The sequence below is a fragment of the Paenibacillus tundrae genome (genome assembly GCF_036884255.1).
Classification (GTDB): Bacteria; Bacillota; Bacilli; order Paenibacillales; family Paenibacillaceae; genus Paenibacillus.
Genome location: NZ_CP145605.1, coordinates 4,432,353 through 4,456,838 on the forward strand (window position 1 = coordinate 4,432,353; position 24,486 = coordinate 4,456,838).

Genomic DNA, 24,486 nt, shown 5'->3' on the forward strand with positions numbered 1-24,486 from the left:
CTGTTTTTCATCATTTTTCATTTTTTATCCAGAATTTTTTCCACGCCTTGGAACGTCCAAAAAGAAGCACTTCCTAAAAGGAAATGCTTCTATAATAGGTTTCTTATGAATGCGCTATTATATGCAGCTGTTGCATATCGCTTGTTATTTCCATCTATTGGGATCAAGATGACGTATGACGGGTCAAGATGCAAGGTACACCTTTACCGATTGCTCCATCCACCCGCATTCTGGCTGCATAGTTCATGCCCCGGGTACAGGGCGTTTTACAGCGCTCACATACATCCGATGTAACCAATTTCATGGATACACGCACTTTGTCACTCTTTAATGCAGCCGTCTTTTTGCCTTTTGCTTTTGCCATCCTGGATTCCCCATTTCCCCAAGTGCTTACTGATGTAGTGCATCATATGGGGGTTCGCCCAGTTTGGTGCCAATCTTAGGTGATTTATCAGAAATTTCAGGATTATTCCTCGGAGAAGTAGTGAGCAATGGGATTTTCTATTTTTTCAACATCTATCTCTTGACCCTGCTCATTCAGCACATAGTACTGATAGTAGTCGTTAGTAAATCCAATGGTGTTCTGCATTTGTAATACATAAGCTTGGGCGGCCTTTTCGCTCTGATGATCCTCATTCCAGAAATAATGCAGCATCAACCGATTCTGGTTATACGGATGTTTAATGATATATGCTCCTGAGGCATGAGGCTGTTCCATCATATATTTCCAAGCAAAACCAATCTGCTTCGCTCGATCCATAATACTGGGCTTCAATGCTTGCACGAATCCATTGTTCTTCGCGTTACCAAAGACAATCACGTTGCTCGTTGATATCTCACTCTTCATCTTTTGCTTCAATTCTCCGCGATCCTTGACCACTTCATATTTTACACCACTTGTATTGAAAAAAGCCGTTAATTGACTCATTATCGCCTCTTGCTGCTTATCCGCTTGTTTACTTAGCTGATCACTGAGGACAATCGTTAGTGGCTCATCCTGAAGAACCTTGGCCATCAGGCGATTCATCACTTCTACAGGTAGATCGGGAACCAGATTTAAGGATGCTTGATATTGCAATTGAAAAACGTCATGAAAATAGGCGGTTCTCTCTTCAAGCGATAGCTGGAATTCAGGCTTCAACACAAAATTAGGCTGTAATAAGGCGGTCTCCATCTCCTTGCGCTGTTCATGTCCTAACACATCTTCGATGGTCTGAAGTAGTCCATCAACCGTCGCATTCTGGTAGACATACCGCTTGAAATAGGCTTGCATAAAAGCATCAAATTTCTCTTCGCCAACAGAGCGGTATAGCTGGTAGATGGCTTGTCGTCCTTTTTGATAGTACAACAGTCCTGCCAGGTCTCCTGCCTCTTCATTCGTTGAAGCAACCGCTAAATCTACGGGTTCATTATCGAAACGTAAGGCGTTAAAGCCATTGAGCTTATCTCCCTGCTTCTCTTGAAAATATACCATGGAAAAGTCAGCAAATGCCTCATCTAAGAACGATTCGTTCTCTGAATCATTACCAATTAAGGCATGAAACCACTGATGCGCGATTTCGTGTATGAACGTGGTGTCTTTCTCTGGCAAAGAGTCCGTTGACAACTGTCCCATCTGAATTAGTCTTGAATACTCCACAGCTACATTCTCCACATACGATTCAACAATTCGGAACTCTGGATAAGGATACTGTCCATACTTCTTACCGAAGAACTCCATGGCTTTGAACGCCTGATTAATATATTGTTCAGCAATTTCTTTCTTACCTGGCTCGTTGTCCAAATAATAATATTCAACCGTCAGACCATTGCGGGTAATGCTAGCCACTGTGTAATTCGGGCTGGCAAACAAAACGAATTCTCGCGTATTGTTCGCCTGAGCGGATATGATTTTTCGGCCTTGCTCTGCATCCTCCCTTGTTGTCATGACACCAGGCATCGCGACCTCATAATCCTCCGGTACGCTCAGTTGCACGTCAAAATCGGATGAGGTATAATAATCGCTCTCGAAAGAGCGGCTATATGGCGTTGTATTCCATACTTGTTTACCTTCATCGTAGACAGACATGACAGGGAACCAATGTGCTCCATTGATCATGTCCTTGTAATACGATATCCGTTGCAATCCATACGGTATCTTCAAGTGAAAATCAATTTGTAGGGATACGGATGCGCCTGGTTGAAGCGGACTTGGCAATTGCACAGTTAACGCTTGATTTTCATTTTTATAATCCAGAGCTTGACCTCCCGTCATTGTCACATGCTTGATGTCGATTCCCCCGAGAAAATCCTGTGGTGTTTTATCCGGATTATTCTGGCTGATCTGCTCATTAGACTGTGCAAACGTGTCTGCCTGCGTGGATGCTGAGCGATTCGCATCCGCATATGTATGAAGAACTAATTGCTCCAATGTATCCTTACTTGTGTTTAGATACGTAATTTGCTCACTCCCCTCCAAGGTCATGTCCTTCTCGTTCAGTTTGGCTTGAATGTGGTATTGAATTGATGCCTGCTGCTTAACATTGTTTTGGATTTGCATTAACCCTGTGGTTGGATTCGTTGCAGTTACCGATTGTGCAATAGCATAATCCGTATTCACAAGTGGATAAGCTGCAAACATGAGGGCAAGTGCAGCCGTAATCCCTGTTTTGACAAACTTGGACTTGAATGGACTGGAATGTTTCATATGTTCTCTCCTCTACGTTATGTTGAATGTTGATTTAAGTTTAGAAGAAGAACCTTATGTTGAATTTGTGGTTTCTTTAATTTTGGTTTAAGAAAAGGAGTTGTTTCGTTTAAAAATAGAATTGAGCTTTAACGATACGAGGAATTGCTGATATGATTCTGGTGCATGTACGAATGTTAATGAGGATAACGAAGAGTTAGTCCGCTCTGTTACAGATGTTCAGCAAGAAGTTATACAGCCAGAGAATCTAACGACTACGATCACCGAGAACACCTCGAATACACCATCCGAGTTCGTAGCATTGGATCAGGGTAGTCTGTCTGTAAGAGATTTTGAATCAGCTTATGCCTTGTGTGTATCTGCCCTCACAGCGTATTACAAAGCCACTTGGAATGACTCGGAATTTGATGTGAACACTTATTTTGACAACGATAATTTAAAACAATATATGCAAGCGAAAATCGATTCCCAGCATGAAATATTTCTCCAAAATGACCTTACGGATAATACAGTAACAGGTCTTAAAGCAGGTGTTGAGAAAGCAGAGTTTCATGATGAAGGTGACTTCTTCTATCTTAAAATAGACGCAGAGGTAATTAAGGATGTGGGAAGTTATGCTGAGCCTACTGAATTTCTCATTCAGAACTCACGTGGAAATTTAGTTATCGTGGATTGGTATACTAGCGGGAAAGATAGCTATGATTCTATGATCCGCGGGGAAGGCCAGATTATTGATAATCCTGAGATTTGGAAAGATCGTGATTGGGTTAAGAGCTTGCAGCCGACTACGAACTAAATTGTGAGGTTAAATGGATTAGAACAATGTCGTGTAATTAAAGCCCGATAACTTTTCCTAAATAGGGAATCGAAAATTTCCTCAAACCTTTTAATAGTTAAACGATCAAAAAGCCCTTAATAGCCTGGATAGCCAAGGGCTTTTTTGATCTTTAGTGAAATCACGTAATTCGTTGATCGGAGCGTTGCCGAGGCTTGATTTCATCCAATTAAATTGCGAGTATTGTATTTTTTCCCTTTGATTGGACAGGGTTATTAGGGTTATTTCACCATGAGATTAAATCAAAAAAACAGCCACAATAGGCTGTCAATTAATTTTCAATTTATAGGACGAGTGGGGATCGAACCCACGACCCTTACCCTGTCAAGATAATGCTCTCCCGCTGAGCTATCGCCCTTCAATAATTGTATTATATCCACTGATAAAAAATATTTCAATATGGCATTAACTCATTACTCCAGCTGAGCTAACTGATCATGTACATATATGTAAATCAAGTAACAGTATCATATCAAGTAACCGCGTACATTGTCAATTGTTTTGTGGTTAGATTACTACCATATTGGAGAACAATAAAGGAATGATTCCCAATTAAATAATGAGGTGATTCTCTATGAAACACATACAATTGCGCAAAGTACGTTATGTGACTGCCAAACTAGTGGCTCTGCTCAGTGTCTCCCTAATCATTATTGTCTCTTCTGGCTGCAGCTTGGAACGGGATGAGCATACTGTACAATTTCAACAGTTACAGAGCCCAAGTGGGGCTGAAGCACTCCCGGTCTGGCTTGATGTATATTCCAAATCAATTATTAAGGACGTATATTCTCCACAGGGAAATAGTGAGGTTCTACCTTAAGTTATACTTTAATCGTATAGCTCACAGTTACTCATCTTCATCCCACTTCTTAGAATACGCCTTCTTGGTGACATAATATAATAAAGCAAACATACCGGCAGATAACAAGAGTGTTATGGTCATAACCCCTGCCATACCCATCATCAACACCCCTTTCCATTATGTTCCACTTTAACTATACAGGAATTGCATTTTTTTGTATAATGCATTCTTACACGTCGCGCAAGAGCAGAAAGAAGGAATGGAATTGGCAGCGGAAATTAGTTATGTAACAACAGAGGAACAGCTCCAAGAAGCTCTGGAGATACGCAATCAGGTTTTTGTAATCGAACAACAGGTACCCGCCGATCTGGAGATTGATCAATATGATGTTATTAGTCCCGATGCACACCATGTGTTATTGTATGCGGATGGACAAGCGGTAGCAACAGGACGTCTTCTCTATTACAGCAAGGATACCGCCAAAATGCAGCGTATCGCTGTACTTCAATCCCACCGTTCATTTGGTTATGGACGCGTGCTTTTGTTAGCGATGGAAGAGCGGGCACGAGAGTTAGGCCTAACGTATTCTGTACTGGATGCACAATGTCAGGCTCAGAAATTCTACGAGAAATTAGGATACGAAGTGATTTCGGATGAACCTTTTTATGATGCAGGTATTCTGCATGTTCGGATGAGAAAAGCACTATAATTAACACTTACGGCTTATACTTCTCTTCTCCAATGCATACTTTCTACTATTCCGGACAGGATAAGGTTGAAACCAGAATCCTACTTGTTCAGATAAGGAGAGTGTGACAACATGGATCAGACAACTCGTGAGAGCTTCACCGCCGTGCAGAAGAATGGAGATGGTGATCTGACTGCCTTTCAAACTTCAACAGGTCGGGTGTTAGATTATCAACAGGCACTGACAGAAGTACAGGCTGGCGCGATTGCTGGTGTCAATGTATTTAAGGGCAAGGATGGGGAGATGTATATCCGTGGTGATGCCGATGGCGATCCAACGAATAATCTCGATCAACTGCCAAGCTTCTAAATTGAGAGCATCGAACTGATATATAAAACGCTAATCCGTGTTAACGGGTTGGCGTTTTTGATTACGCTTATTTTGCCGGTTTAATATTCCGTAAAATATTTCAGGGCATCCACTTTGGGTTTGGGCTTTTGAATCGGTGTAGTCACCTGCTCCCATGCCTGCAATATTTGAATACCTTCAAGTGTTGACTTGTTCTCCCAGTAAATATATTGTCTGCGCTCAAGCTCCTGCAAGGACTCTTGGATGAGCGCTTTACTTCTGCCTGTCTTGGTCTCCAACTCATCCATACGAGGCATACGACGGCGTTGTCCTGCGTAATTTACAATAATTCGTAAGACTTTACGATCAAAATCATTTAGCATAGTCCAGCTTCCCTTCCTTCTGAAGTACTGGCCGCCAGGCTAGGATTCCCTGTTCAAGAAATGTTCGGGGAGCTCCATCTTTTCCTGCGGATGCTTTAATCAATCCACCTCGTACACTGTTAATTCGAATCTGACGCTGTGTAATGTGCCCTGCACGATCCATGTATACAAGCTCAACCATCTGACCGATGTATTTACCTAACATTAACGACCCCTCCTAAATAAGAACATATGTTTGTTATTCATTATATGCGAACATAAGTTCTTTATTCAACAACTAAAAAAAGGATTTGGTAAAAATAAAACCAGACATCCCTCTGTTCAGGGCTGCCTGGTTTCTATGGAGCGAGCACTATCCGCTATAACAAGCTTTGCACTCAGTGTCGATCTGATTCTGTAAATTGAACGTTTTTTAATTGCTGAGTTGAAGGATTGAAATCAACATTGACATACACCGCAAATTCTCTACCGTCTTTGGCTCGTACCCATAACTTGAATTGCTCCCTAGACTGATTAGCTGTAAGAGAGGTACGACCAATATGTTTATAATCGACAATATCAACATTATACTTAGTCTGGGTTTCCTTAACCGCAATGATTCCCCACTTCGCATAATCTGGTATCGTCGCTCCATTGCCTGTTGCAGAAACTCCCGTAAAACTGAGAATCACGGACATGAGAGTTACAATGAGCATTTTCATTTTACTCACTCCTTGAGATTGTTTCCCATTAGCCTGCCCCGCTAGGGCTCCAATTACACCAAGAGCTTACAGTTATGATGATTGGATGCCTCACCCACAGAATCATACTTACGATGAACTCATACCTAGTTGTTGAGGAATCGAAGCTCATCCCACAAAAGAACCATTTATGTATAAAACTGTTTGAACACCTCCAATCCAGTGTAATAGGCAAGTGACAGAACGACTTCACTGATCTAGCACTTATTCTAGAGGAGGTTACATTTGAATGTTCAAACGCATGGATGAAATTGCAATTGAAATTCCTGATGTCGAGAAGCCGGATCCGAATGCAGCCGCAGCAATACAAGAATTGTTGGGTGGCAAATTCGGAGAAATGTCAACATTGAACAACTACCTCTATCAGTCCTTTAATTTCCGCTCCAAAGAGAAGTTAAAGCCGTTCTATGACCTTGTGATGAGTATTACTGCGGAAGAGCTAGGCCATGTTGAGCTCGTGTCACACGGCATTAACAAATGTCTTAGAGGCTCAACAGAGTACAAAGAGCCTGATAACACCCCGCTAGGTTCCGTGAAGGATGCTCGCCTCTCGTATCACTACTTGGCAGGGGCACAAGGAGCTATGCCTTTTGATTCAATGGGGAATCCATGGACAGGTGCTAACGTCTTCAATAGCGGCAATCTCGTCGAGGATTTGCTACACAATTTTTTCCTTGAATGTGGTGCACGTACCCATAAGATGAAAGTGTATGAAATGACCGATCATCCTGCAGCACGAGAAGTTGTTGGTTTCCTGCTCGTTCGTGGCGGCGTTCATGTTGTGGCTTATGCCAAAGCATTGGAGATCGCAACCGGCGTCAACGTAACAAAGCTGGTGCCGATTCCTTCCTTGAACAATAAAGCCTTTAATGAAACTCGCAAATATGAAGACAAAGGCGTACACACCAAGCTATATACGTGGAGTGATAATGATTTCAATGCAATCAATCAGATCTAGAAAGGAACTCATCCTGAAGATGGGCTGCCTTTAGAGGTCATTCAAGGTGCACCAGAAGGTGTTCCTATACCTGAAGCTCCTCCGGTCGAGGAAGAGTTTGCTCCTGGCATTTCACACGAGGACTTCAAAGAAATCGCACGTCGCCTCAAAATGGCCGGCAATATTACAGATTAAACTGGTTATTGTGTGATAAAGTTTGATCACCACTAACGAATATAGATAAGGTAAAGCCCTCAGTTCCTGCTCTTTGCATGGAATTGAGGGCTTCTTGCATTTATAAATATTATGAGATTGACTCTATCGATTACTTACTGCTTGCCTTCTTATACATGTATCTTCCCCAGATCACCAAGGTCACACACAACAAAATAACACAGTATGCCCACACAAACAGCATGGCAAGTCCCAGTCCGATATTAGCATCCAAACGTTCATCAAACATCTCTGTATACAGTGCAAATCCAAGTGGTACCGCTCCCACGATAAACAGTCCAATCAGTCCAGCACCCCAGCGTTTTGACTCCCAGCCGGTTCCACCGCCGGAGAGCTTGCGAATGCCTTGGGTCAGAAGCAATAGAATTAAAATAAATCCAATGCAAGTCATCAAAATTTTCAGCATTTTCATTACCTCCTTCTTCAAGATCAGGACGTAAAAATCGCAATCCTTCTCTTTATATTTTTTTGGATATATTCATGAACGATCATAATCACATATTGCATAAGGCCGATACTTAAAATTACCCATTTGGCATGCAGTTACCACAAATCGTCTTCATCCTATCCATGCGCCCTCTTCCTCTCCACTTCCCACTTCCTTTGTATACGTTCATTTCATTCAAAGCGGTTCAGAGCAATTCATTAAATAAGCAATACTGCTGGTATCGTACAATCTACAATACGCTAGTCTTATTTCATTCATAACAAAAAAAGCCATCACCCGACTCCTTCCAAGTCAAGGCGATGGCATATATATAGAATTCCTTCTGAACAATTCTTAAAACTACATCACGAGTTATGCCCCAAACTGAGCGTAATGCAGACGACTATACACGCCTCCTGCGGCAAGCAATTCATCATGACGTCCCTCTTCAGTGATGCCCTGCTCAGCCACGACGATTATGCGATCAGCATTCTTGATCGTAGCCAATCGGTGAGCAATGACAAGTGTTGTCCGGCCTTCAGACAATTCAGCAAGAGACTGCTGAATCGCTGCTTCTGTTTCGGTATCGAGTGCAGATGTCGCTTCGTCAAGAATCAGGATTGGCGGGTTTTTCAGGAACATTCGTGCAATAGACAAACGCTGCTTCTGTCCTCCAGACAACTTCACTCCGCGCTCCCCAATTAACGTATCCAGACCTTCTGGCATGGACAAAATCAAGCTCTCCATCTGGGCGCGACGAGCCGCCATCCAGATTTCTTCTTCACTCGCATCCAATTTTCCATACGCGATATTCTCACGAATCGTGCCATCGAACAGGAATACATCCTGTTGAACGATACCGATCTGACTACGCAATGAATCCAGCGTCATATTCCGGATCTCCTGTCCATCGATCAAGATGTGTCCTTCCAACACATCATAGAATCGAGGCAGCAGACTGCACAGTGTTGTTTTACCCGCCCCTGAAGGCCCCACAAGTGCAACCGTTTCACCTGCTCGAATACTTAAATTAACGTTTTTCAGCACAGGCTTCTGATCCGGCTCATCCGAATATCCAAAAGTCACTTGCTCATAACGGATATCCCCGCGTAGCTGCGACACCTTCACTGCACCAGGACGATCTTCTACATCTGGCTCCATATCAAGCAGATCTGTATACCGTTTGAAGCCTGCCATTCCTTTTGGATAGGTCTCAATGACGGAATTAATCTTCTGGATTGGCGTTAGGAATACGTTAGATAACATAATAAATGCAATAAATTGACCGTAACTCATGCTTCCCTGAATGACAAACCACGTTCCACATACAAGTACAAAGAGAGAAACGAGTTTCATTAACATATAACTGATGGACGAATTCCACGCCATGATCTTGTAAGCAATCAACTTAGTTTGACGGAAACGACTATTGTTAACTGCAAATTGTGCTTTCTCATGCTCCTCATTAGCGAAAGCTTGAACAACACGAATTCCTGATACATTGTTTTCAACGCGAGCATTGAAATCGGCGATATCTCCGAACATTCGGCTAAACGCTTTGGACATCTTACTACCGAAGTATAAGGATATATAAATAATTAACGGCACAATGATAAACGTTAATATAGCGAGATTACCATTAATGCTCATCATGATACTGAAAGCACCCACCAATGTCATCACGGCGATAAATACATCCTCTGGTCCATGATGTGCAATCTCCCCAATATCCATCAGGTCATTCGTCATACGGGAGACCAGATGACCGGTTTTCGTATTATCGAAGAAACGGAATGATAGCTTCTGCACATGATCGAACAATTTTTTGCGCATATCCGTTTCAATGTTAATCCCCAGTTTATGACCCCAATAGGTTACCACGTAGTTCATGAAAGAACTGAGTAAATACACACCGAGCAATCCAAGACATGCCCATAAAATCCAGTCCCAGCGCCCTCCTGGCAGCAGTTCATCCACGACTTTATTTACAGCTAATGGAAATGCAAGCTCTAAAGCGGCTACGAAAATCGCACAGCTGAAGTCTAGAATAAATAGTTTTTTGTAAGGTCTATAATAGGCCATAAAACGGCGAAGCATATACAGATTTCCCCCTTATAGCAACCACTCCGTTATGATCACTTTCTATTTCGTCCTGCTCAAGAGATACAGGAAGTATGGTGCACCAATAATTGAAACTAGAATGCCGGCTGCCATCTCAGAAGGCTGTAGAATAACACGTCCTACAGTGTCTGCCACCAGAACCAACAACGAACCGATCAACGCAGATGCAGGCAGCAAAAATTGATGCTTCGGTCCAACCAGACGACGAGCCAGATGTGGACCAATGAGTCCGACAAACCCAATACCACCACTAACGGATACACATGACCCAGCAAGCCCTACCGCAGCAGCCAGCAAAATCAATCGTTCCCGATTTACCGGAGCACCAAGACCGGTTGCTGTCTGATCCCCGAGATTAAGTACATTAAGTACACGAGCCTTATACAATACCAACGGAACCAAAATGACGATAAACGGTAGCAGTGCCCATACAAACTTCCAGTTGGAACCCCAGATACTACCGGCCATCCAAGTGGCAACGAATTGATATTTCTCTGGGCTTAGTCTAAGGGTTAGCACGATCATTGCGGAACTAATCCCTGCGGCTACCCCAATACCTGTAAGCAACATACGTGTAGGCATGATGCCCTCTCCCTTTTTATAAGAGAGTACGTAGATAAGGAATGCAGCAAAGCTTGAGCCGATCAAAGCCAGAATAGGCAGCAAAAAGATCGGAGCGGCTGTAGTTGTCGGAAAAAATGACACAAACAACATCACGACAAGCCCAGCTCCAGCATTAATCCCAAGGATACCCGGATCTGCCAAAGCATTGCGGGATACCCCCTGCAAAATCGCACCTGATAAAGCAAGACCAGCCCCAACTAATACGGCAATTACAATCCGCGGTAAACGAAATTCAAAGAGGATTAGCTCTTGCTTAGGCGTGCCGGCTCCAAACAGTGTTTTTAATACCTCAATTGCGGACAGCTTGGTAAACCCCGTGTTCATGCTTATGATAAATGCAGATATAATTAGCGCACCAAGTACAAATAGTACAGCCGTGCTTTTCAGTCTCTTCTTACGCTCTGTTCCAACCATACTTGAGGATGCCATCTTTACAGAGCTCTCCTTTCTTTCCGCGCCAGATACAGGAAGAAGGGTACCCCGATCAGGGCAACCAGAGCGCCTATTGGCATCTCGTATGGCGGGTTAATCATGCGTGCAGCCAGATCTGCAAATACAATAAGCAGACTTCCCAAGACGGCCGAACAAGGAATAATCCATCGATAATCGACTCCAACCAACTTACGTGTAAGATGGGGAATGATAAGCCCAACAAAACCAACAGCGCCAACGATGGATACTGCTGTTCCTGCCAGAATAAGTACGACAATAAGACCAACGAGTTTAATGAGACCTGTACGTTGACCTAATCCCATAGCGATTTCTTCCCCGAGACTTAGCAGGGTAATCGATCGAGAGATGATCAAACCTCCAATGAGTGCAATCAAAACCCAAGGGAACATAATCTCCAGTTGAGACCACTTGGTTCCTGCAACACCACCTGCTGTCCAGAAGGCAATATCTTGTCCCACTCTGTAATACAAAGCGATCCCTTCGCTAAAAGCGGACAACATTGCGGTTACCGCAGCACCAGCCAGGACAAGTCGCAAAGGTGTGAGACCCGATTTGGACGATGCACCGAAGCCGTAGACGAGCAAAACCCCAAGCCCTGCACCGAGGAAACAATACATAATGATGTACATATACGGTAGACCTGGGAAAAACGCAAAACAGATCGCAAGCGCGAACCCTGCACCTGCGTTCAGTCCGAGCAATCCCGAGTCCGCAAGCGGATTCCGCGTCATCCCTTGCATGATTGCGCCAGCTACGGCGAAGCAAGCACCGACCATTGCCCCACCTAAAATTCGGGGTAACCGAATTTCCCAAATAATCTGATGTTGGTTAATATCTGGGTTAAAGTTGAAGATGGCTTGCCATACCACACTCAACTTAATACTTGCAGCTCCGAAGGAAACGGATAACGCCATGCTCAAAACAAGTAATATGGTTCCGCCGATCAAAATTAACGTTGCAGCCCAGGGACGAGTATGTATTTTGGCTGTCGGCGATTCTGTATTCTGACTTGCTGATGAATCTTGAGGAATCATATGCTGCCACCCTCGTTATGAGTGCAAACCGATTCTATGTACATAACAATCACCTCTCTGTAAATGCCGAACTTTAATGATATTGATTCTCATTCCCATACAACATTGTATGTCAATGAACGATTTCTCGCAATGGACAAAATGGACAAGTTTGTTGCACTTATTTTATTGGATAGCCCATTTAGAGCAAAAAAACGAGAAAATCATTAGTTCTATAGCTTTTTTTCTAATACAAAAAAAGCCACACTGGCAAAAACCCAGTATGGCTATGTATACATATGTGTCCGCATGATGTTTACGTGTTATGTGTTATTCCTTTCTATATTTAGTCAATACAATATGAAATATTAGATCATCAACGCGTATGCGCAGCAGTCAATGCTGCCAATACATCAGGTACATCCGTAATGATGCCCTGAACTCCCATCTCAATCATCGCTTTCATCTCTTCAGGATCATTCACGGTAAATGGATGAGTCGCCACCCCTTGCGCGATTGAAGCAGCAACCTCTTCTCGAGTCACGGCGAATTTATAAGGATGCAATGCGGACGCCTCCAACTTAACCGCGTAATCGTAAGGGCGATACAACTTTTCCATGTAAAGCAGCGCTGTTTGAATCTCGGGCGCCAGACGTTTACATCTCACTAAGGAAGCGTGATTGAAGCTAGAGAGAATGACCTGTTGCTCGAGATCCCAATCTCGAATAACCTGTACGATCTTCTCTTCCATTCCTTTGTAACTAACAATCCCATTTTTCAGTTCAAGATTCAGTAGGATCTTTTTCCCTCGAATTAGTCCAAATAGTTGCTCTAAAGACGGAATGCGCTCCGCTGCAAACGCTGGATGAAACCACGAGCCTGCATCAAGTTCTCGCAATTCCTCATAGGTCTTATCTTTGACCCAACCCTCTGCACCCGCTGTTCGCGTTAATGTCTCATCATGGATAAGCACGAGTCGACCATCGCTGGTCATCTGCACATCCGTCTCGATACCAGTAGCACCGAGTTCCAAACATCGTTCAAATGCAGCCATTGTATTTTCTGGGCACACTGCCGATGCTCCTCGATGGGCAATAATCTCTACCTTTTTCACTTCCGTAGCCTCCTCACATTACATTCCTTATATCACCTCACTATACATATCGTTTGTCATTCCAGTATTAACAGAACGTTTACTTATGTACTTGCTCATCGTCCAAGGTAAAGATATAGGGTAACATCCAGCAGGCTGGGGATTCACTCATTTTTGCGAACTCAATCTGTGAATTTGACATAACATAGTATGAACGATAGATGTTTCTCACTGCGCCATAAGGAGGTTGACTATTGAAGCCTTCAACGAAAATTCCATCTAGCCAGCGCCGCCGCACATCGCAATCACAGTCGGCTTCCAGGCTTTCCAAACCTACTGCGCACATTAAAAACAAATCCACCAATTCAGCCAATCAGCGCAATTCCACTCCCATCACAAGCAGTACGTTGGATCAGCTTGCTGTTATCGCGGCAATACTTTCCTTGATCGCGGCTGCCATCGGGCTGTATATCGCCTGGAAATCCTTAAGTATCCCAGACCAGACTGCTGTTGTGGTATAAGCTGTGCCAACTCAAATGTTTTACACTTGCGATGATTAGTCCTGCTTCTAAACAATCCATTGGAGGCAGGATTTATCTTTTTCTAATCGACTTATTCTTGGTGAAAAAGCAAAAAAAACCTTTCCCCTGAAACGCCGGAACATCCCCGGCGTTCCTTGGAAGGGCCATTTACCTACCGGGTTCGGTCACACGTCTGTGCCCCGCCCAATCTTAGAATGGCTGACGAAATTACAGAATGAACGCACTGGAGATAATAACCAGCAAAATGAACAATACCAAAATCGCGCCTGTAGATGTCCATGCTCCGCCGCCGAAACCTCCGCAATAACCATAGCCTGCACCTTTAAGTCCGCTCATGAGTGACACTCCCTTCTGTAAGAAAGTACACTATAGACTATGTCTAAGGCTGTTAATTGCTTGGGCAGAACGGAAAGTTTTCCATAGCGGCTACAGCACCCCGTTTGTCACTTTTTATCTAGCTGGGACCACTTTTGAGATAATTCAGCTGGAACATAGGCAGACATATGTTCTAACAATGTTGCTGGATCTGATTCCAAACTCCATAGACTAAGATGTGAAGTATTCGAAAATCCTTCATGCACGCTATGCTCCACCATCTTCATAAGCGGTTCATAGTACCCTTTCACATTTAATAGACCCACAGGTTTACGGTGAATACCAATTTGAGCCCAGCATAATACTTCGAACAATTCCTCAAACGTGCCCATACCCCCAGGTAGAGCGATGAACCCATCCGATAGTTCAGCCATCGTAGCTTTCCGCTCATGCATCGTACCTACCTCGATCAGCTGTGTAAGACCTCCATGTACAATTTCTCCCCGAAACAGCCCTGTAGGCATAACACCAATCACTTCACCACCATGCTGCAGCGCTGCGTCGGCCACCGCACCCATAAGTCCCATACATGATCCACCATAGACGAGAGTAAACCCGCCTGTAGCAATTAATTTGCCTAATTCAATAGCTTGCTGTGTATATTCCGGCTGATGACCTGGATTAGAACCTGCAAAAACACATATACGTTTCATACGCCTTCACTCCTTATCTCTTGTTGTTTATCTCACTAGTATATATCACAAATGTCATTGCTATGTTACTCCAATTTACATTCCTACAAGACCAGAAAAGCCCGACCGTTTGCAGCCGGTCGGGCTCCCATGTTATTACACATCATTTAGAAGGGGTTGTTACACTTAATATAACGGCTAAAGATTAAATCCAGATGATCTATACATGAAATGAATATTAAATATATTTATATGTTTAACGAATTCCTCGTCGTGAACGCACGACAAACATATATTTGTCCTTGCGAAGAAATCGACCATCTGCAATCTCAACCTGGTCTTCGTCATGGCGGAGGATGGTGGTGGATAAAGCTACAATCTTGGCTCTTCTCCATATCATCACTTCTGATTTAAAGTAAATCGCATTATCAAACTGTATGGCTTTCTTCATAACATATCCAACCTTATGCACCTCAGAACGCGCCTTCTTCAAAGGCAGGCTCTCCTCGGGCAAGGGTCTGATCATTGCGATATTATCGAACGATACCTTGATACGTTTAGGCCCAATCCGTACACAACCCGATTCTTCGTCCCAATCGACCAGCGTTCCTTTTAACGGCTCTCGAATACCAGTCGCTCGGTATACAGCTACTTTTCGTCCCACCCAATGTCGCAATGTCCTCACCCTCATTTGTCTAGTTTTGCGGTATATTCCAGTCGATCGGTTCAATACCTTTGGAGGTCAAGAAATCATTGGCCTTCGAGAAGGGACGACTGCCAAAGAATCCACGATGAGCCGCAAGTGGACTTGGATGTGTGGACTCCAACACCAGATGCTTGTCTCGATGGATAAAGGCACCCTTCTTCTGGGCATGACTGCCCCACAGCATAAATACCATAGGCTCCGAACGCTCGTTCAATTCCCGTATAACAGCATCCGTAAATGTCTGCCAGCCTAGACCTTGATGTGAGTTAGGTTGACCTTCACGTACAGTTAACACATTGTTAAGCAGCAATACCCCCTGTTTGGCCCAATGAACCAAATAACCATGTTCAGGGATAGGAAGACCCAGATCAGCATGCATTTCCTTATAGATATTTCTCAAGGATGGTGGAATGCGTACACCTGGCATAACTGAAAAACTCAACCCGTGAGCTTGGCCTTCACCATGATAAGGGTCTTGTCCAATAATGACTGCTTTGACCTGATGATACGGGGTGAGCTTTAGCGCCGAGAACAAATTCTCCTTAGACGGATATACAGTTTGAGTTTTGTACTCTGCCGCCAGCGCATAACGAATTTTATTGAAGTACTCGGCATTCACTTCTTCATGCAACACCGAATCCCAATCATTTCCAAACATAGATGTAGGCTCCTTCCCCTGGATGAATACGTACCTTTGCAGCCATCTAGCTGGCTGCTAGCTGTGTGAGCCGCTACCGTCGGCTCATAGACTATCCATCATTTTAACATAACCTAAGACTACAGGCTAGAAATCTGCACACCACCTGCAATTTGAGCCTCTCTCTGCTAGTGTACTATGTGCCCCACGAACCGTATTTTAGTTGTTAAACCTATCTAATATTGAGCCACAATGGTATCGAAATACAAACACATATGCACATAAGCAAAAAACGCCTTCTCCAAGGCGTTATCCATCGGAGAAGGCGCTAGTTTGTACCATTCAAGTCACGTCAATCACAAGTCAAGTCAAATACTTCTGGATGCTTATGATTAATACTTGATCAAATCAAGCGTTTCGTCGAACAAGTCACGTTGTTCCTCAATTTTGCTCTCATTACCAATAACGCACCGATGTTTCTCCTCAAGGATTGCTGAGATCAGCGGAGCAAAGTTGACGATGTGTGCTTCTGTGGTGCTCAGCACTTCATCTCTTTCTTTCTGGAGGTCTGCCTCCGTCACATTAGACAAGTAACACTCCAATGAGAAGGTTCCCTCTGCGTATGGAGTTCTAGGCGCATCGAGGTCTTGAATTGCACCAATGATATAACGGGTCATTTCGCGTGAATCCGCTTTGAAATTTTGCAAATACTGCGGCATCTCTTCGTACACGTTATAGGTTTTCTCTAGGTTAGGATCTCTGTAGGATGCCATATAGCTGTCGCCACTCCGTCTGAAACCTGTCATACAACCATATGCGCCACCTTTAGCGCGAATATTTGTCCATAAATAGTCCAGTGACAGAATTCCCTGCAATACGCGAAGCGAGCCTGTATACTCGAATCCTTTATGGATGAAGTTGCCTGTCTGCACGACGTACTGAACCTCTGATGGAGACTTGAAGCCCTCATTGTGATGGACTGCTTGGAACTCAGTATGTTCTTTAACAACCTCTTGCGTGTATAGCTTCGCTTTTAGTTTCGATACGTGCTGCTCTAGACTAGCATATCCTTGATCATCAGCCGTATAACTTACCAGTAGATTCTCAGGTCTAAAGATCATTCCTGTCAGTTCTTTCAGACGGTTCGTTAGTTCTTCTTTGCGATCTTCATAATTTGCCTGCAGCTCCTCAAGCCACTGATAGAACGCCACGCCACTTACCGCTTCACGAAAAGCAGCTACGGCTGAATGCTTGGCAGAGGATCTGCCCATTGCTGCCGAGTGTCCACTATTGATCAAGCTACGCTGCAATCTGCCCTTCAATTGGGAAATGATCTCGTACAACCGCTTCGTATCGTGGAACTGCGAAGTCAGTACAATCTCCTCAATCATATCAAAAGCAAAATCCAGCTTATCATATAGAATTTTAGCTTCAATCTCAAAATGAGCTTTATACGTATTATATTGACGAGCATCGGCGCTCGCCCCTACGCTGGCACTGATTCCACCGGAATGGATGTGGATTTCATTGGACAGACCATTGAATTTGAAGTTTGCGGTATCCACGTAACCTAACACACTTTTCAAAAGTCCTAAGTACGGCTGTAGATGCTCGGGAACTTCCTTCACATTAAACAACAATTTCAGATATCCAATTCCGTTCGTGTACAGATTGTGATGTACAATCGTTGTTCCCTCGACGGACTTTAATGTATTCGATAATTTGGACGCTTGCGGATCGATATCTTCAATCGACAAGGTTGGAATGACCTGCTGTTGTTCTTTCGTTGAAGGTGCATTCTGATAATCCGCGAGTTCCTTGGTACGTTGAACCAGTTGCTCGATCTCTTCCTTACTCAGACTGGCTTGGAGTGATTTCAAACGCGATTTCAATGCCTCTTCCTTACGCAAACTGAGTCCTTTATCCGGAGTCACGGCCACAAACGACGTGTGCGTATTTTGCAATAAATATTGCTGAATCAATTGCTCGAAATATCCTTCGTTCATCTTCGTTCTGAGCGAAGCAAATACGGCATTGGCCTCCAAATGGGTGAACGGTGCCTTGTCGTCATATAACCAGCTCTGTAGCGTATAGAAGCCGTAGATCAGCCCTTTAGGCATTCTTCCAAAGTCTGCTTCCCGATGATTAAATTCATATGAATTAATTCCGGCTAGAAGTGCTTTCGGATCGATCCCTTCGCGCACAACGCGCTCAAGCACTTCGTGAACCGTGTCGAGGAACACCTGTTTACTCTCCAAATTACTCTTCTTCAGCCCAATCGTCATGACCGGCTGGTACAAGCTATCATCATATGAGCCATATACGTCCTTGGCAATTCCTTTGTCGAGCAACGCCTGCTTCAATACCGCACCTGGAGCATTCAGAAGCGCATATTGTAATATTTGAAAGGCGATATTCAGCTCTTGATCCAGGCTTGTTCCAATAACTGCATTATAGGTTAAGAAGCTATTGTCCACTTCCGACTCTGTCGTTCCAGCCGAATACGTTTGTACCACATCGACACGTTCACCAAATGAAGGCTGCAGCTCAATCTCCGAATCTGTCTCCATCCGATCGTATTGACTCAGGTACGTTTCATCCAACCACTTAAGCTTCTCTTCCATATCCATGTCTCCATACAAATAAATGAAGCTATTAGAAGGATGATAATACTTCGTATGGAAATCCAAGAGTCCTTGATAAGTTAGATCTGTAATCTCGTCCGGGATGCCTCCCGATTCCTTGGAGTACGTTGTGTCTGGGAATAGAGAATTGAGCACGGCTCTACGAACAATCCGTTCAGGTGAAGAAAAAGCACCCTTCATTTCGTTGTAAACAACGCCGTTATATGTTAATTCATCCTCTGCAGAAGGTAACTTGTAGTTCCAACCTTCCTGCAAAAATATTTTTTCGTTCTCATAAATATTCGTATTTAACACCGCATCCAGATAGATGTCCATCAAATTATGAAAATCATGCTCATTACGGCTTGCAATAGGATAGATCGTTTTGTCCGGGTACGTCATTGCATTCAGAAATGTGTTGAGTGAACCCTTCAACAATTCAACAAATGAATCCTTCGCTGGAAACTTCTTAGAGCCGCATAATACGGAATGCTCCAGAATATGAGGTACGCCCGTATTATCGCTAGGTGGTGTTCTAAAACCGATACTAAATACTTTATTGTCATCTTCATTGGACATAAGGACAATTTTGGCGCCTGACTTTTTGTGTTCCAGCAAGTAGCCGTCAGATTTCAGTTCCTCCATCCTGCGTTCTTGGATTACTTGATAAGACTGAAGCTGTTTCAACATATGTCGAGTCCTCCATTAAAAATGTATTTGGTTAACTTTGAGCTCCGCAAGATAAAGGTAATATATGCCTATAGCCAGTATACACCAACATCCCTTGTCTTCATAACGACCACCACGGGATTGCTTCATTCCCCATCCCACAATGCCCCACAAAAAAAGATCGGACACTGATCTGAACGCAAAAAAATGCAACACAAATATGAATATTCAGCTATACTGTACCTAAATATTCATAGCCAACATTGGCGGAGGTTTTAAATTTGTCTAAGTACACTAAATTCTATGTATTATTCAACTCTGTTAATAATCCTCAGCTTTATTAAATACAGAAATTCCAAAAGTTAATCGCGCTTATGATTCAAGACCCTCATTTGAAAGTATAAAAAAAAGGAAATCCCCTGATATATCAAGGAATTTCCTTTTCTCTTAATGGATGCCGAGGACCGGGATCGAACCGGTACGGTAGTCACCTACCGCAGGATTTTAAGTCCTGTGCGTCTGCCAATTCCGCCACCCCGGCATGATTATGTATTTCTCAATCAAATGTGGCGACAAGAAATATCTTATCATGTATTTTAATAATATGCAACACTTTTCCGAAAAAATATTTCTAAAATGAAACAGGCACCACCGGCGTAAGCCAGCAGTGCCTAGAAAGGTCGAGTTGCGGTCTCGAACTTTCTTATAAACCATCTATATTAAGGGAGGTGTAAGGTAAGAATACCTCCCCAACATTAAAGAAACCTAAAATCAGGATTAAATTAAGCTAAAAAAGAAAAAAAGTTCACATTTGGTTAGTCACGCTTCATGATAATAGGCGTGATCCGAGCAATCTCGTCTTCACTGGTTTCCACAATCACAAGCAAATGTTGTTGCATAAGCCATTGCTCATAATAGTTTGCGTCATCCTCAGAGATACCGGCTTCCGTCAGGGTAAGTACAAAATCATCGGTCTCTTCACCGATTTCATTACCAGCAAGCCGGCGAACGGCCTTCCCAGCAGACATCGTTTGATCCTTACGTTTACCTAGCGCTGCTAGCACCCCCTTAAAGGCTCCTAATGCTCCATCAGTGCCTGCGCCCTTAAGTGGTTTAGGTAAACCTGCCTTCTCACTGATCAACTCCAAATCAAGCTGTTCTTTAGCGACTACGCCGAGTGAATCGGAATCAACTCCTGCCTGTCGAAGCTGATTCAGCATTAAAATGGCTTCGTTCTCAGTACGTACCATTCCAATCAATAACTTTGTCATACGAAATCCTCCTTAACATACATGCTTTAGCTTCAGTACCCTTTATAACCCTCTAACTGAAAAAAACAAACGCTAATCACGCGATAAGACGAATCACCTAACCCAAAAAGTCACTTCTCTTCTGGAAATTCATACCTAGTTCTGATAGACTATATAAAGAAGACAAATTAACCATTGAAATTATTGACATATCGAATCTAATCTCATAACCAGGAGAAATGACATATGAACAAAGAGGTAGAAATTGCCATCCGTCGTAATCAACAAATTATGGTTCGTAATACAAGCGGTCAATCTGTAACCGGATTTCCAGAACGCTCTGCCGATTCCTCCATCCTCCTTCTACGCACAGTACAAGGGAACCTCTGGATTCCGTTTGAGGAAGTTGAGCAGGTCACACGCCTGTTAAGCATTCGTTCGCATCATCTAAGCAGCATGGCACTGTGAGTAGCCGTTTGTAGCCAGCAGTGAATCGATTGAATCATCAGACGTTGAAGAACGCCAGACTTTGAGAAGTCTGGCGTTCTTCATTACTATACAACACTATACAACTAGGATCTGTCTTAGATCTTGCTATTCAACTACAAACTTCACTCGTGTTCCATTTGGATATGTACTAAGTTGATTGCCGACCCATGAACCTGCTCCGCGATTGTCCTTTGGCGTAATGTATTGGATATCTGCATTAGCCCCACCCTCTGCACACATAGCCATTGGCCACTCGTCTCGATCCTTCCCCTTCTTCACTGGCACTCCCTTCAGCGAAAGATCCCGATTCGTCTCGGCACCATCACGATCAATCGTACACACATCAGAATGCCCTGCCTTAACGGCCGACCGAATATGATTAGCTGTCTCTGGGTAGCGTTCAGAAGGGAAGATCAGCGTATGATCTACACCTTGGCTACTACTCCCATTAAATATAGAAGTCCAATCCCCCAGCTTATAATCTCCATTAAACCACGCGAAACAGGCGACTAGAGCAAGCGTGACCAATGTAACCCATTGCTTTTTCACCCTGGCCGTTCCTTTATTTCTTCTCTTTCTTGTGCGTTTACGCGTCATGCTGCCTCTCCCCCATTCATCATTACATTATATAGAACATTCGTTCGTGGAACAACGGAAATGTGCAGAAAAAAAACAGCCCGGATCGCTCCCGAACTGCCCTCTTCCGATCATATAATCATCCTTTTAACCTACATGACCCATGCTTGGCATCACCTGTTGTCGCTTTAAGGGCACAGTGACCTGGAATTGTGTACCCTGACCTTCTTCACTCGCTACCGTGATTTCACCATGCATCAATTCCAGCAGCTCTTTACAGATCGTTAATCCAAGACCGCTGCCCCCAAACCTCCGTGCATGAGACACATCTGTCTGAGTGAAAGCTTCAAATAATTGATTCATCTGATCTTGTGGAATCCCGATCCCTGTATCTTGGATGCTAAAGACCAGCGTCGTTACATCCTCCAATGTCTCTTTTACATCCAATTGAATATGCACTTCGCCTTGCTCCGTAAACTTAATCGCATTGTTTATTATGTTATCCAGCACCTGTCGTAAGCGCAACGGATCTCCAACGAGCACTTCTGGCACTTCAAGATCAACATGGCAGACTAGGCTGATCTGCTTCTGTATAGCAGACAGTTCATGCGTCTTGATGATCTGCTGCATTAGTTTGGATGGCTGAAACTCGATCTGCTCTACCTTCATTTTCCCACGACCTAACTTCGCCATATCCAAGCTCTTGTTTACAATGTTCAGCAAGGCCTCTCCCGATTGACGAGCAAGCTCCAAGTACTCCTTTTGCTCATTACTGGTTTCTTCCATGCCCACCAGCTCAATCATTCCCATAATTCCATTGAGCGGCGTTCGTAACTCATGATTCAGTTTGCCAATAAACTCTAGTTGTCCTCGGCTGTTCAATTCAGCCATGTTCGCTGCCATACGAAGCTGTTCTTCGGCATATTTCCGCTCTGAGATGTCATATTGTATCCCAACAAAAAAGAGGCAATCTCCCTCGTCATTAAAGATCGGATCTATATTCAACTCATTCCAAAACTTGTGTCCACTTTTGGTGTAATTCAGAATATCAATCTTAATTGATTTCTGCTCTCTGAGCGCTTCACGAATCTTATCTACTGTCTCCGGAAGGGTATCCCTCCCTTGAAGAAACCTACAATTTTGCCCAACAGACTCTTCAAATGAATATCCTGTCAATGTTGTAAAGTGCTCGTTTACATAGATCAGGGGCAGTTCTGGTGAGGTTGCGTCGACCACAGTTACGGAAGATTTAAGCTTAGAAATTAAAAACTCCCACTGAATGGGTATAGAATACTGATTTTGAATGGCCATGCTTCCCTCCTGCTTCTATCTGTCTTCAACAATATTCAATAATAAGTGGTTGTTTATCATCAATTTGGTATGTGATCATACTAATTCAATATCATTAATTGTATCATAGTTGTTCAAAAGGTGCCGAAAAGGTTAATGTTTTCATAAACTTAGGAGGAATACACATGAAGTTTCTGTTCATTCTCATCATCGTTATTCTGATCTTATTCATTTTCAATAGACGTCGTCGATAAGTGGATTGAGGCCATGCCTGAACGAGGAAGGAAGATCGCGCATGAGAACCCTCTTTTTTATTTTCATGATACTGTGCATTATCAATCTTTGTTTCCCCAAGTTCGGATGGTTCCTACGCTATGGTTGGATTGTGAAGGGGGAATCCGAGCCTAGCAAGCCGTATATGGTCTTTGTTCGTATGACTAGTTTAGTGATGTTATTAATTGCATTTTCACTAGTGGCGGCATGATACCACAGTTACAATCGATCATGTATATGTCGGAGAAACAGGCATTTATGCATGCAAGAATGACCTTTATTCTAACTGTCTTACCTTATCATCAGATCTCACTATAAATAAAAAAGACGAGCAGCATTCGCCCGTCTGTATCTGATCCAAGCACAATTGGATCAGATTTTTTTATTTGATCAACTTATATACTGGGTCATATCTCATTCAATTCAGTGGGTAATCCGTTAACGGTTTCCCCTGCTTGTAATATAGAGTAGGCTCCAAAATACTAAAAAATATGTGTACGTCTGGCAAACCTGCTTCGACCAAAATGACGTATATGGAAGAGGCCATTCGATTATGGATTTCCTGATCACGCTGAAACATAACAATTTCTATAGAAGCTGGAGAAGGAGTGAGTGCTTGTACATCATAACGCTCAGCCTTAATTCTTTCTTGTGGAATATTAGAAGTGAGCGACATCTGCTCTGTGATTTTAGGTACAACTTCTTCTAACTGATGACCTGTAAAGCCTCTGAAGCGAATAAACGGCATTGCAATCCCTTCAATCTTTAAATTTAGTTACTTATGTGATTTTAAGTACATTGTTTTCTATTGTCAAATGACAGACTTTCTATCATTTACTGTATATCATAAGGAAAAGCTCCACTGAGATCTCAGCAGAGCTTGGTGTAACCATCCACTTAGCTTAGTTATAAACTAACACCAGAAAGACTTCGTGATGATGACGAGCAGGATGAAAAGCACCAAAATTGCAGCAGTAGAAGTACACATTCCCTGTCCGATTCCTCCGACATTTCCACAACCGTATCCAACATGACTCAT

General features: G+C 43.2%; 26 protein-coding genes, 2 tRNA genes and 1 pseudogene. 7 read left to right on the forward strand and 22 right to left on the reverse strand.

Annotation, left to right across the window (positions count from 1 at the left end; translation table 11 throughout):
- Positions 1-163: 163 nt before the first annotated feature.
- Positions 164-364, reverse strand: a complete 201-nt coding sequence (locus V6W81_RS19870) for a hypothetical protein (protein ID WP_145045510.1) — start codon at positions 362-364, stop codon at positions 164-166.
- A 102-nt stretch (positions 365-466) separates the two neighbouring features.
- Positions 467-2,686: a M1 family metallopeptidase gene (locus V6W81_RS19875; RefSeq protein WP_338540146.1), complete on the reverse strand. Its 2,220-nt coding sequence runs from the start codon at positions 2,684-2,686 to the stop codon at positions 467-469.
- A 301-nt stretch (positions 2,687-2,987) separates the two neighbouring features.
- Between V6W81_RS19875 and V6W81_RS19880 the strand changes: the two genes are divergently transcribed.
- A complete protein-coding gene (locus V6W81_RS19880; RefSeq protein WP_338540147.1) occupies positions 2,988-3,482 on the forward strand; it encodes a hypothetical protein in 495 nt (164 codons plus the stop codon).
- 325 nt (positions 3,483-3,807) lie between these two features.
- On the opposite strand, the gene V6W81_RS19885 is transcribed toward V6W81_RS19880, so the two are convergent.
- A tRNA-Val gene (locus tag V6W81_RS19885) sits at positions 3,808-3,879 on the reverse strand.
- A gap of 216 nt (positions 3,880-4,095) precedes the next feature.
- Between V6W81_RS19885 and V6W81_RS19890 the strand changes: the two genes are divergently transcribed.
- The 3 genes from V6W81_RS19890 to V6W81_RS19900 all read left to right on the forward strand — a co-directional run bounded on the left by V6W81_RS19890 (position 4,096) and on the right by V6W81_RS19900 (position 5,380).
- Complete coding sequence (locus tag V6W81_RS19890; protein WP_338540148.1) at positions 4,096-4,341, forward strand: hypothetical protein; 246 nt, start codon at positions 4,096-4,098, stop codon at positions 4,339-4,341.
- Positions 4,342-4,588: 247 nt separating this feature from the next.
- Positions 4,589-5,032 (forward strand): GNAT family N-acetyltransferase, encoded by a 444-nt coding sequence (locus V6W81_RS19895; protein WP_056696921.1) that lies wholly within the window; start codon positions 4,589-4,591, stop codon positions 5,030-5,032.
- Positions 5,033-5,143: 111 nt separating this feature from the next.
- Positions 5,144-5,380 carry a DUF3892 domain-containing protein gene (locus tag V6W81_RS19900; protein WP_310142515.1) on the forward strand — a complete coding sequence of 79 codons (237 nt, stop codon included), beginning with the start codon at positions 5,144-5,146 and terminating at the stop codon, positions 5,378-5,380.
- A gap of 80 nt (positions 5,381-5,460) precedes the next feature.
- Here the strand turns inward: V6W81_RS19900 and V6W81_RS19905 are convergent, their stop codons facing one another.
- The 3 genes from V6W81_RS19905 to V6W81_RS19915 all read right to left on the reverse strand — a co-directional run bounded on the left by V6W81_RS19905 (position 5,461) and on the right by V6W81_RS19915 (position 6,443).
- Positions 5,461-5,742 (reverse strand): hypothetical protein, encoded by a 282-nt coding sequence (locus V6W81_RS19905; protein WP_186380837.1) that lies wholly within the window; start codon positions 5,740-5,742, stop codon positions 5,461-5,463.
- The gene (locus V6W81_RS19910; protein WP_056696260.1) at positions 5,732-5,947 is read right to left on the reverse strand and encodes a hypothetical protein; all 216 of its coding nucleotides are present in this window, start codon (positions 5,945-5,947) and stop codon (positions 5,732-5,734) included. The genes V6W81_RS19905 and V6W81_RS19910 overlap by 11 nt, the downstream gene beginning before the upstream one ends.
- Before the next feature lie 172 nt (positions 5,948-6,119).
- On the reverse strand, positions 6,120-6,443 hold the full coding sequence (locus tag V6W81_RS19915; protein ID WP_338544033.1) for a DUF3889 domain-containing protein: 324 nt from the start codon (positions 6,441-6,443) through the stop codon (positions 6,120-6,122).
- A gap of 268 nt (positions 6,444-6,711) precedes the next feature.
- On the opposite strand from V6W81_RS19915, the pseudogene V6W81_RS19920 reads away from it, so the two are divergent.
- Positions 6,712-7,614: pseudogene (locus V6W81_RS19920) on the forward strand (manganese catalase family protein).
- Positions 7,615-7,744: 130 nt separating this feature from the next.
- On the opposite strand, the gene V6W81_RS19925 reads toward V6W81_RS19920, so the two are convergent.
- The 5 genes from V6W81_RS19925 to V6W81_RS19945 all read right to left on the reverse strand — a co-directional run bounded on the left by V6W81_RS19925 (position 7,745) and on the right by V6W81_RS19945 (position 13,405).
- Positions 7,745-8,059, reverse strand: a complete 315-nt coding sequence (locus tag V6W81_RS19925) for a hypothetical protein (RefSeq protein WP_338540149.1) — start codon at positions 8,057-8,059, stop codon at positions 7,745-7,747.
- A 393-nt stretch (positions 8,060-8,452) separates the two neighbouring features.
- Positions 8,453-10,177 (reverse strand): ABC transporter ATP-binding protein, encoded by a 1,725-nt coding sequence (locus V6W81_RS19930; protein WP_338540150.1) that lies wholly within the window; start codon positions 10,175-10,177, stop codon positions 8,453-8,455.
- A 45-nt stretch (positions 10,178-10,222) separates the two neighbouring features.
- Positions 10,223-11,254: a FecCD family ABC transporter permease gene (locus V6W81_RS19935; protein WP_338540151.1), complete on the reverse strand. Its 1,032-nt coding sequence runs from the start codon at positions 11,252-11,254 to the stop codon at positions 10,223-10,225.
- 2 nt (positions 11,255-11,256) lie between these two features.
- Positions 11,257-12,312 carry a FecCD family ABC transporter permease gene (locus V6W81_RS19940; RefSeq protein ID WP_145045528.1) on the reverse strand — a complete coding sequence of 352 codons (1,056 nt, stop codon included), beginning with the start codon at positions 12,310-12,312 and terminating at the stop codon, positions 11,257-11,259.
- Positions 12,313-12,667: 355 nt separating this feature from the next.
- Complete coding sequence (locus V6W81_RS19945; RefSeq protein ID WP_338540152.1) at positions 12,668-13,405, reverse strand: glycerophosphodiester phosphodiesterase; 738 nt, start codon at positions 13,403-13,405, stop codon at positions 12,668-12,670.
- A gap of 233 nt (positions 13,406-13,638) precedes the next feature.
- Here V6W81_RS19945 and V6W81_RS19950 point away from each other — a divergent pair, with 233 nt between their 5' ends.
- Positions 13,639-13,905 carry a hypothetical protein gene (locus V6W81_RS19950; protein ID WP_145045530.1) on the forward strand — a complete coding sequence of 89 codons (267 nt, stop codon included), beginning with the start codon at positions 13,639-13,641 and terminating at the stop codon, positions 13,903-13,905.
- Positions 13,906-14,133: 228 nt separating this feature from the next.
- On the opposite strand, the gene V6W81_RS19955 is transcribed toward V6W81_RS19950, so the two are convergent.
- The 7 genes from V6W81_RS19955 to V6W81_RS19985 all read right to left on the reverse strand — a co-directional run bounded on the left by V6W81_RS19955 (position 14,134) and on the right by V6W81_RS19985 (position 20,840).
- Complete coding sequence (locus V6W81_RS19955) at positions 14,134-14,262, reverse strand: sporulation protein YjcZ (RefSeq protein ID WP_200956152.1); 129 nt, start codon at positions 14,260-14,262, stop codon at positions 14,134-14,136.
- Positions 14,263-14,369: 107 nt separating this feature from the next.
- Positions 14,370-14,954 (reverse strand): TIGR00730 family Rossman fold protein, encoded by a 585-nt coding sequence (locus V6W81_RS19960; protein WP_338540153.1) that lies wholly within the window; start codon positions 14,952-14,954, stop codon positions 14,370-14,372.
- Between the two features lie 235 nt (positions 14,955-15,189).
- On the reverse strand, positions 15,190-15,609 hold the full coding sequence (locus tag V6W81_RS19965; protein ID WP_056696236.1) for a hypothetical protein: 420 nt from the start codon (positions 15,607-15,609) through the stop codon (positions 15,190-15,192).
- A 19-nt stretch (positions 15,610-15,628) separates the two neighbouring features.
- On the reverse strand, positions 15,629-16,297 hold the full coding sequence (locus tag V6W81_RS19970; RefSeq protein ID WP_310142541.1) for a uracil-DNA glycosylase: 669 nt from the start codon (positions 16,295-16,297) through the stop codon (positions 15,629-15,631).
- A gap of 371 nt (positions 16,298-16,668) precedes the next feature.
- Entirely contained in the window at positions 16,669-19,590 is a 2,922-nt protein-coding gene (locus V6W81_RS19975; RefSeq protein ID WP_338540154.1) for an insulinase family protein, read from the reverse strand.
- A 434-nt stretch (positions 19,591-20,024) separates the two neighbouring features.
- Positions 20,025-20,110 (reverse strand) — tRNA-Leu (locus tag V6W81_RS19980).
- Positions 20,111-20,384: 274 nt separating this feature from the next.
- Positions 20,385-20,840 (reverse strand): general stress protein, encoded by a 456-nt coding sequence (locus V6W81_RS19985; RefSeq protein WP_338540155.1) that lies wholly within the window; start codon positions 20,838-20,840, stop codon positions 20,385-20,387.
- A 225-nt stretch (positions 20,841-21,065) separates the two neighbouring features.
- Here V6W81_RS19985 and V6W81_RS19990 point away from each other — a divergent pair, with 225 nt between their 5' ends.
- Positions 21,066-21,287 carry a hypothetical protein gene (locus tag V6W81_RS19990; protein ID WP_145045535.1) on the forward strand — a complete coding sequence of 74 codons (222 nt, stop codon included), beginning with the start codon at positions 21,066-21,068 and terminating at the stop codon, positions 21,285-21,287.
- Positions 21,288-21,413: 126 nt separating this feature from the next.
- Here V6W81_RS19990 and V6W81_RS19995 read toward each other — a convergent pair whose 3' ends face one another.
- The 4 genes from V6W81_RS19995 to V6W81_RS20010 form a co-directional block, all read right to left on the reverse strand.
- Positions 21,414-21,905: a NucA/NucB deoxyribonuclease domain-containing protein gene (locus V6W81_RS19995; RefSeq protein WP_338540156.1), complete on the reverse strand. Its 492-nt coding sequence runs from the start codon at positions 21,903-21,905 to the stop codon at positions 21,414-21,416.
- A 126-nt stretch (positions 21,906-22,031) separates the two neighbouring features.
- Positions 22,032-23,195: a sensor histidine kinase gene (locus V6W81_RS20000; RefSeq protein WP_338540157.1), complete on the reverse strand. Its 1,164-nt coding sequence runs from the start codon at positions 23,193-23,195 to the stop codon at positions 22,032-22,034.
- A gap of 670 nt (positions 23,196-23,865) precedes the next feature.
- A complete protein-coding gene (locus tag V6W81_RS20005) occupies positions 23,866-24,195 on the reverse strand; it encodes a DUF1904 family protein (RefSeq protein WP_128102825.1) in 330 nt (109 codons plus the stop codon).
- Between the two features lie 165 nt (positions 24,196-24,360).
- Entirely contained in the window at positions 24,361-24,486 is a 126-nt protein-coding gene (locus tag V6W81_RS20010) for a YjcZ family sporulation protein (protein WP_082560390.1), read from the reverse strand.

What these genes read in the sequence shown, in the direction of transcription:
- V6W81_RS19995 (WP_338540156.1), bottom strand. Translation starts at nt 21,905, where the DNA reads ATGACGCGTAAACGCACAAGAAAGAGAAGAAATAAAGGAACGGCCAGG.
- V6W81_RS19940 (WP_145045528.1), bottom strand. Translation starts at nt 12,312, where the DNA reads ATGATTCCTCAAGATTCATCAGCAAGTCAGAATACAGAATCGCCGACA.
- V6W81_RS19870 (WP_145045510.1), bottom strand. Translation starts at nt 364, where the DNA reads ATGGCAAAAGCAAAAGGCAAAAAGACGGCTGCATTAAAGAGTGACAAA.
- V6W81_RS19975 (WP_338540154.1), bottom strand. Translation starts at nt 19,590, where the DNA reads ATGTTGAAACAGCTTCAGTCTTATCAAGTAATCCAAGAACGCAGGATG.
- V6W81_RS19955 (WP_200956152.1), bottom strand. Translation starts at nt 14,262, where the DNA reads ATGAGCGGACTTAAAGGTGCAGGCTATGGTTATTGCGGAGGTTTCGGC.
- V6W81_RS20010 (WP_082560390.1), bottom strand. Translation starts at nt 24,486, where the DNA reads ATGAGTCATGTTGGATACGGTTGTGGAAATGTCGGAGGAATCGGACAG.
- V6W81_RS19905 (WP_186380837.1), bottom strand. Translation starts at nt 5,742, where the DNA reads ATGCTAAATGATTTTGATCGTAAAGTCTTACGAATTATTGTAAATTAC.
- V6W81_RS19925 (WP_338540149.1), bottom strand. Translation starts at nt 8,059, where the DNA reads ATGCTGAAAATTTTGATGACTTGCATTGGATTTATTTTAATTCTATTG.
- V6W81_RS19960 (WP_338540153.1), bottom strand. Translation starts at nt 14,954, where the DNA reads ATGAAACGTATATGTGTTTTTGCAGGTTCTAATCCAGGTCATCAGCCG.
- V6W81_RS19875 (WP_338540146.1), bottom strand. Translation starts at nt 2,686, where the DNA reads ATGAAACATTCCAGTCCATTCAAGTCCAAGTTTGTCAAAACAGGGATT.
- V6W81_RS19910 (WP_056696260.1), bottom strand. Translation starts at nt 5,947, where the DNA reads ATGTTAGGTAAATACATCGGTCAGATGGTTGAGCTTGTATACATGGAT.
- V6W81_RS19985 (WP_338540155.1), bottom strand. Translation starts at nt 20,840, where the DNA reads ATGACAAAGTTATTGATTGGAATGGTACGTACTGAGAACGAAGCCATT.
- V6W81_RS19970 (WP_310142541.1), bottom strand. Translation starts at nt 16,297, where the DNA reads ATGTTTGGAAATGATTGGGATTCGGTGTTGCATGAAGAAGTGAATGCC.
- V6W81_RS19915 (WP_338544033.1), bottom strand. Translation starts at nt 6,443, where the DNA reads ATGAAAATGCTCATTGTAACTCTCATGTCCGTGATTCTCAGTTTTACG.
- V6W81_RS19890 (WP_338540148.1), top strand. Translation starts at nt 4,096, where the DNA reads ATGAAACACATACAATTGCGCAAAGTACGTTATGTGACTGCCAAACTA.
- V6W81_RS19935 (WP_338540151.1), bottom strand. Translation starts at nt 11,254, where the DNA reads ATGGCATCCTCAAGTATGGTTGGAACAGAGCGTAAGAAGAGACTGAAA.
- V6W81_RS19990 (WP_145045535.1), top strand. Translation starts at nt 21,066, where the DNA reads ATGAACAAAGAGGTAGAAATTGCCATCCGTCGTAATCAACAAATTATG.
- V6W81_RS19930 (WP_338540150.1), bottom strand. Translation starts at nt 10,177, where the DNA reads ATGCTTCGCCGTTTTATGGCCTATTATAGACCTTACAAAAAACTATTT.
- V6W81_RS19900 (WP_310142515.1), top strand. Translation starts at nt 5,144, where the DNA reads ATGGATCAGACAACTCGTGAGAGCTTCACCGCCGTGCAGAAGAATGGA.
- V6W81_RS20000 (WP_338540157.1), bottom strand. Translation starts at nt 23,195, where the DNA reads ATGGCCATTCAAAATCAGTATTCTATACCCATTCAGTGGGAGTTTTTA.
- V6W81_RS20005 (WP_128102825.1), bottom strand. Translation starts at nt 24,195, where the DNA reads ATGCCGTTTATTCGCTTCAGAGGCTTTACAGGTCATCAGTTAGAAGAA.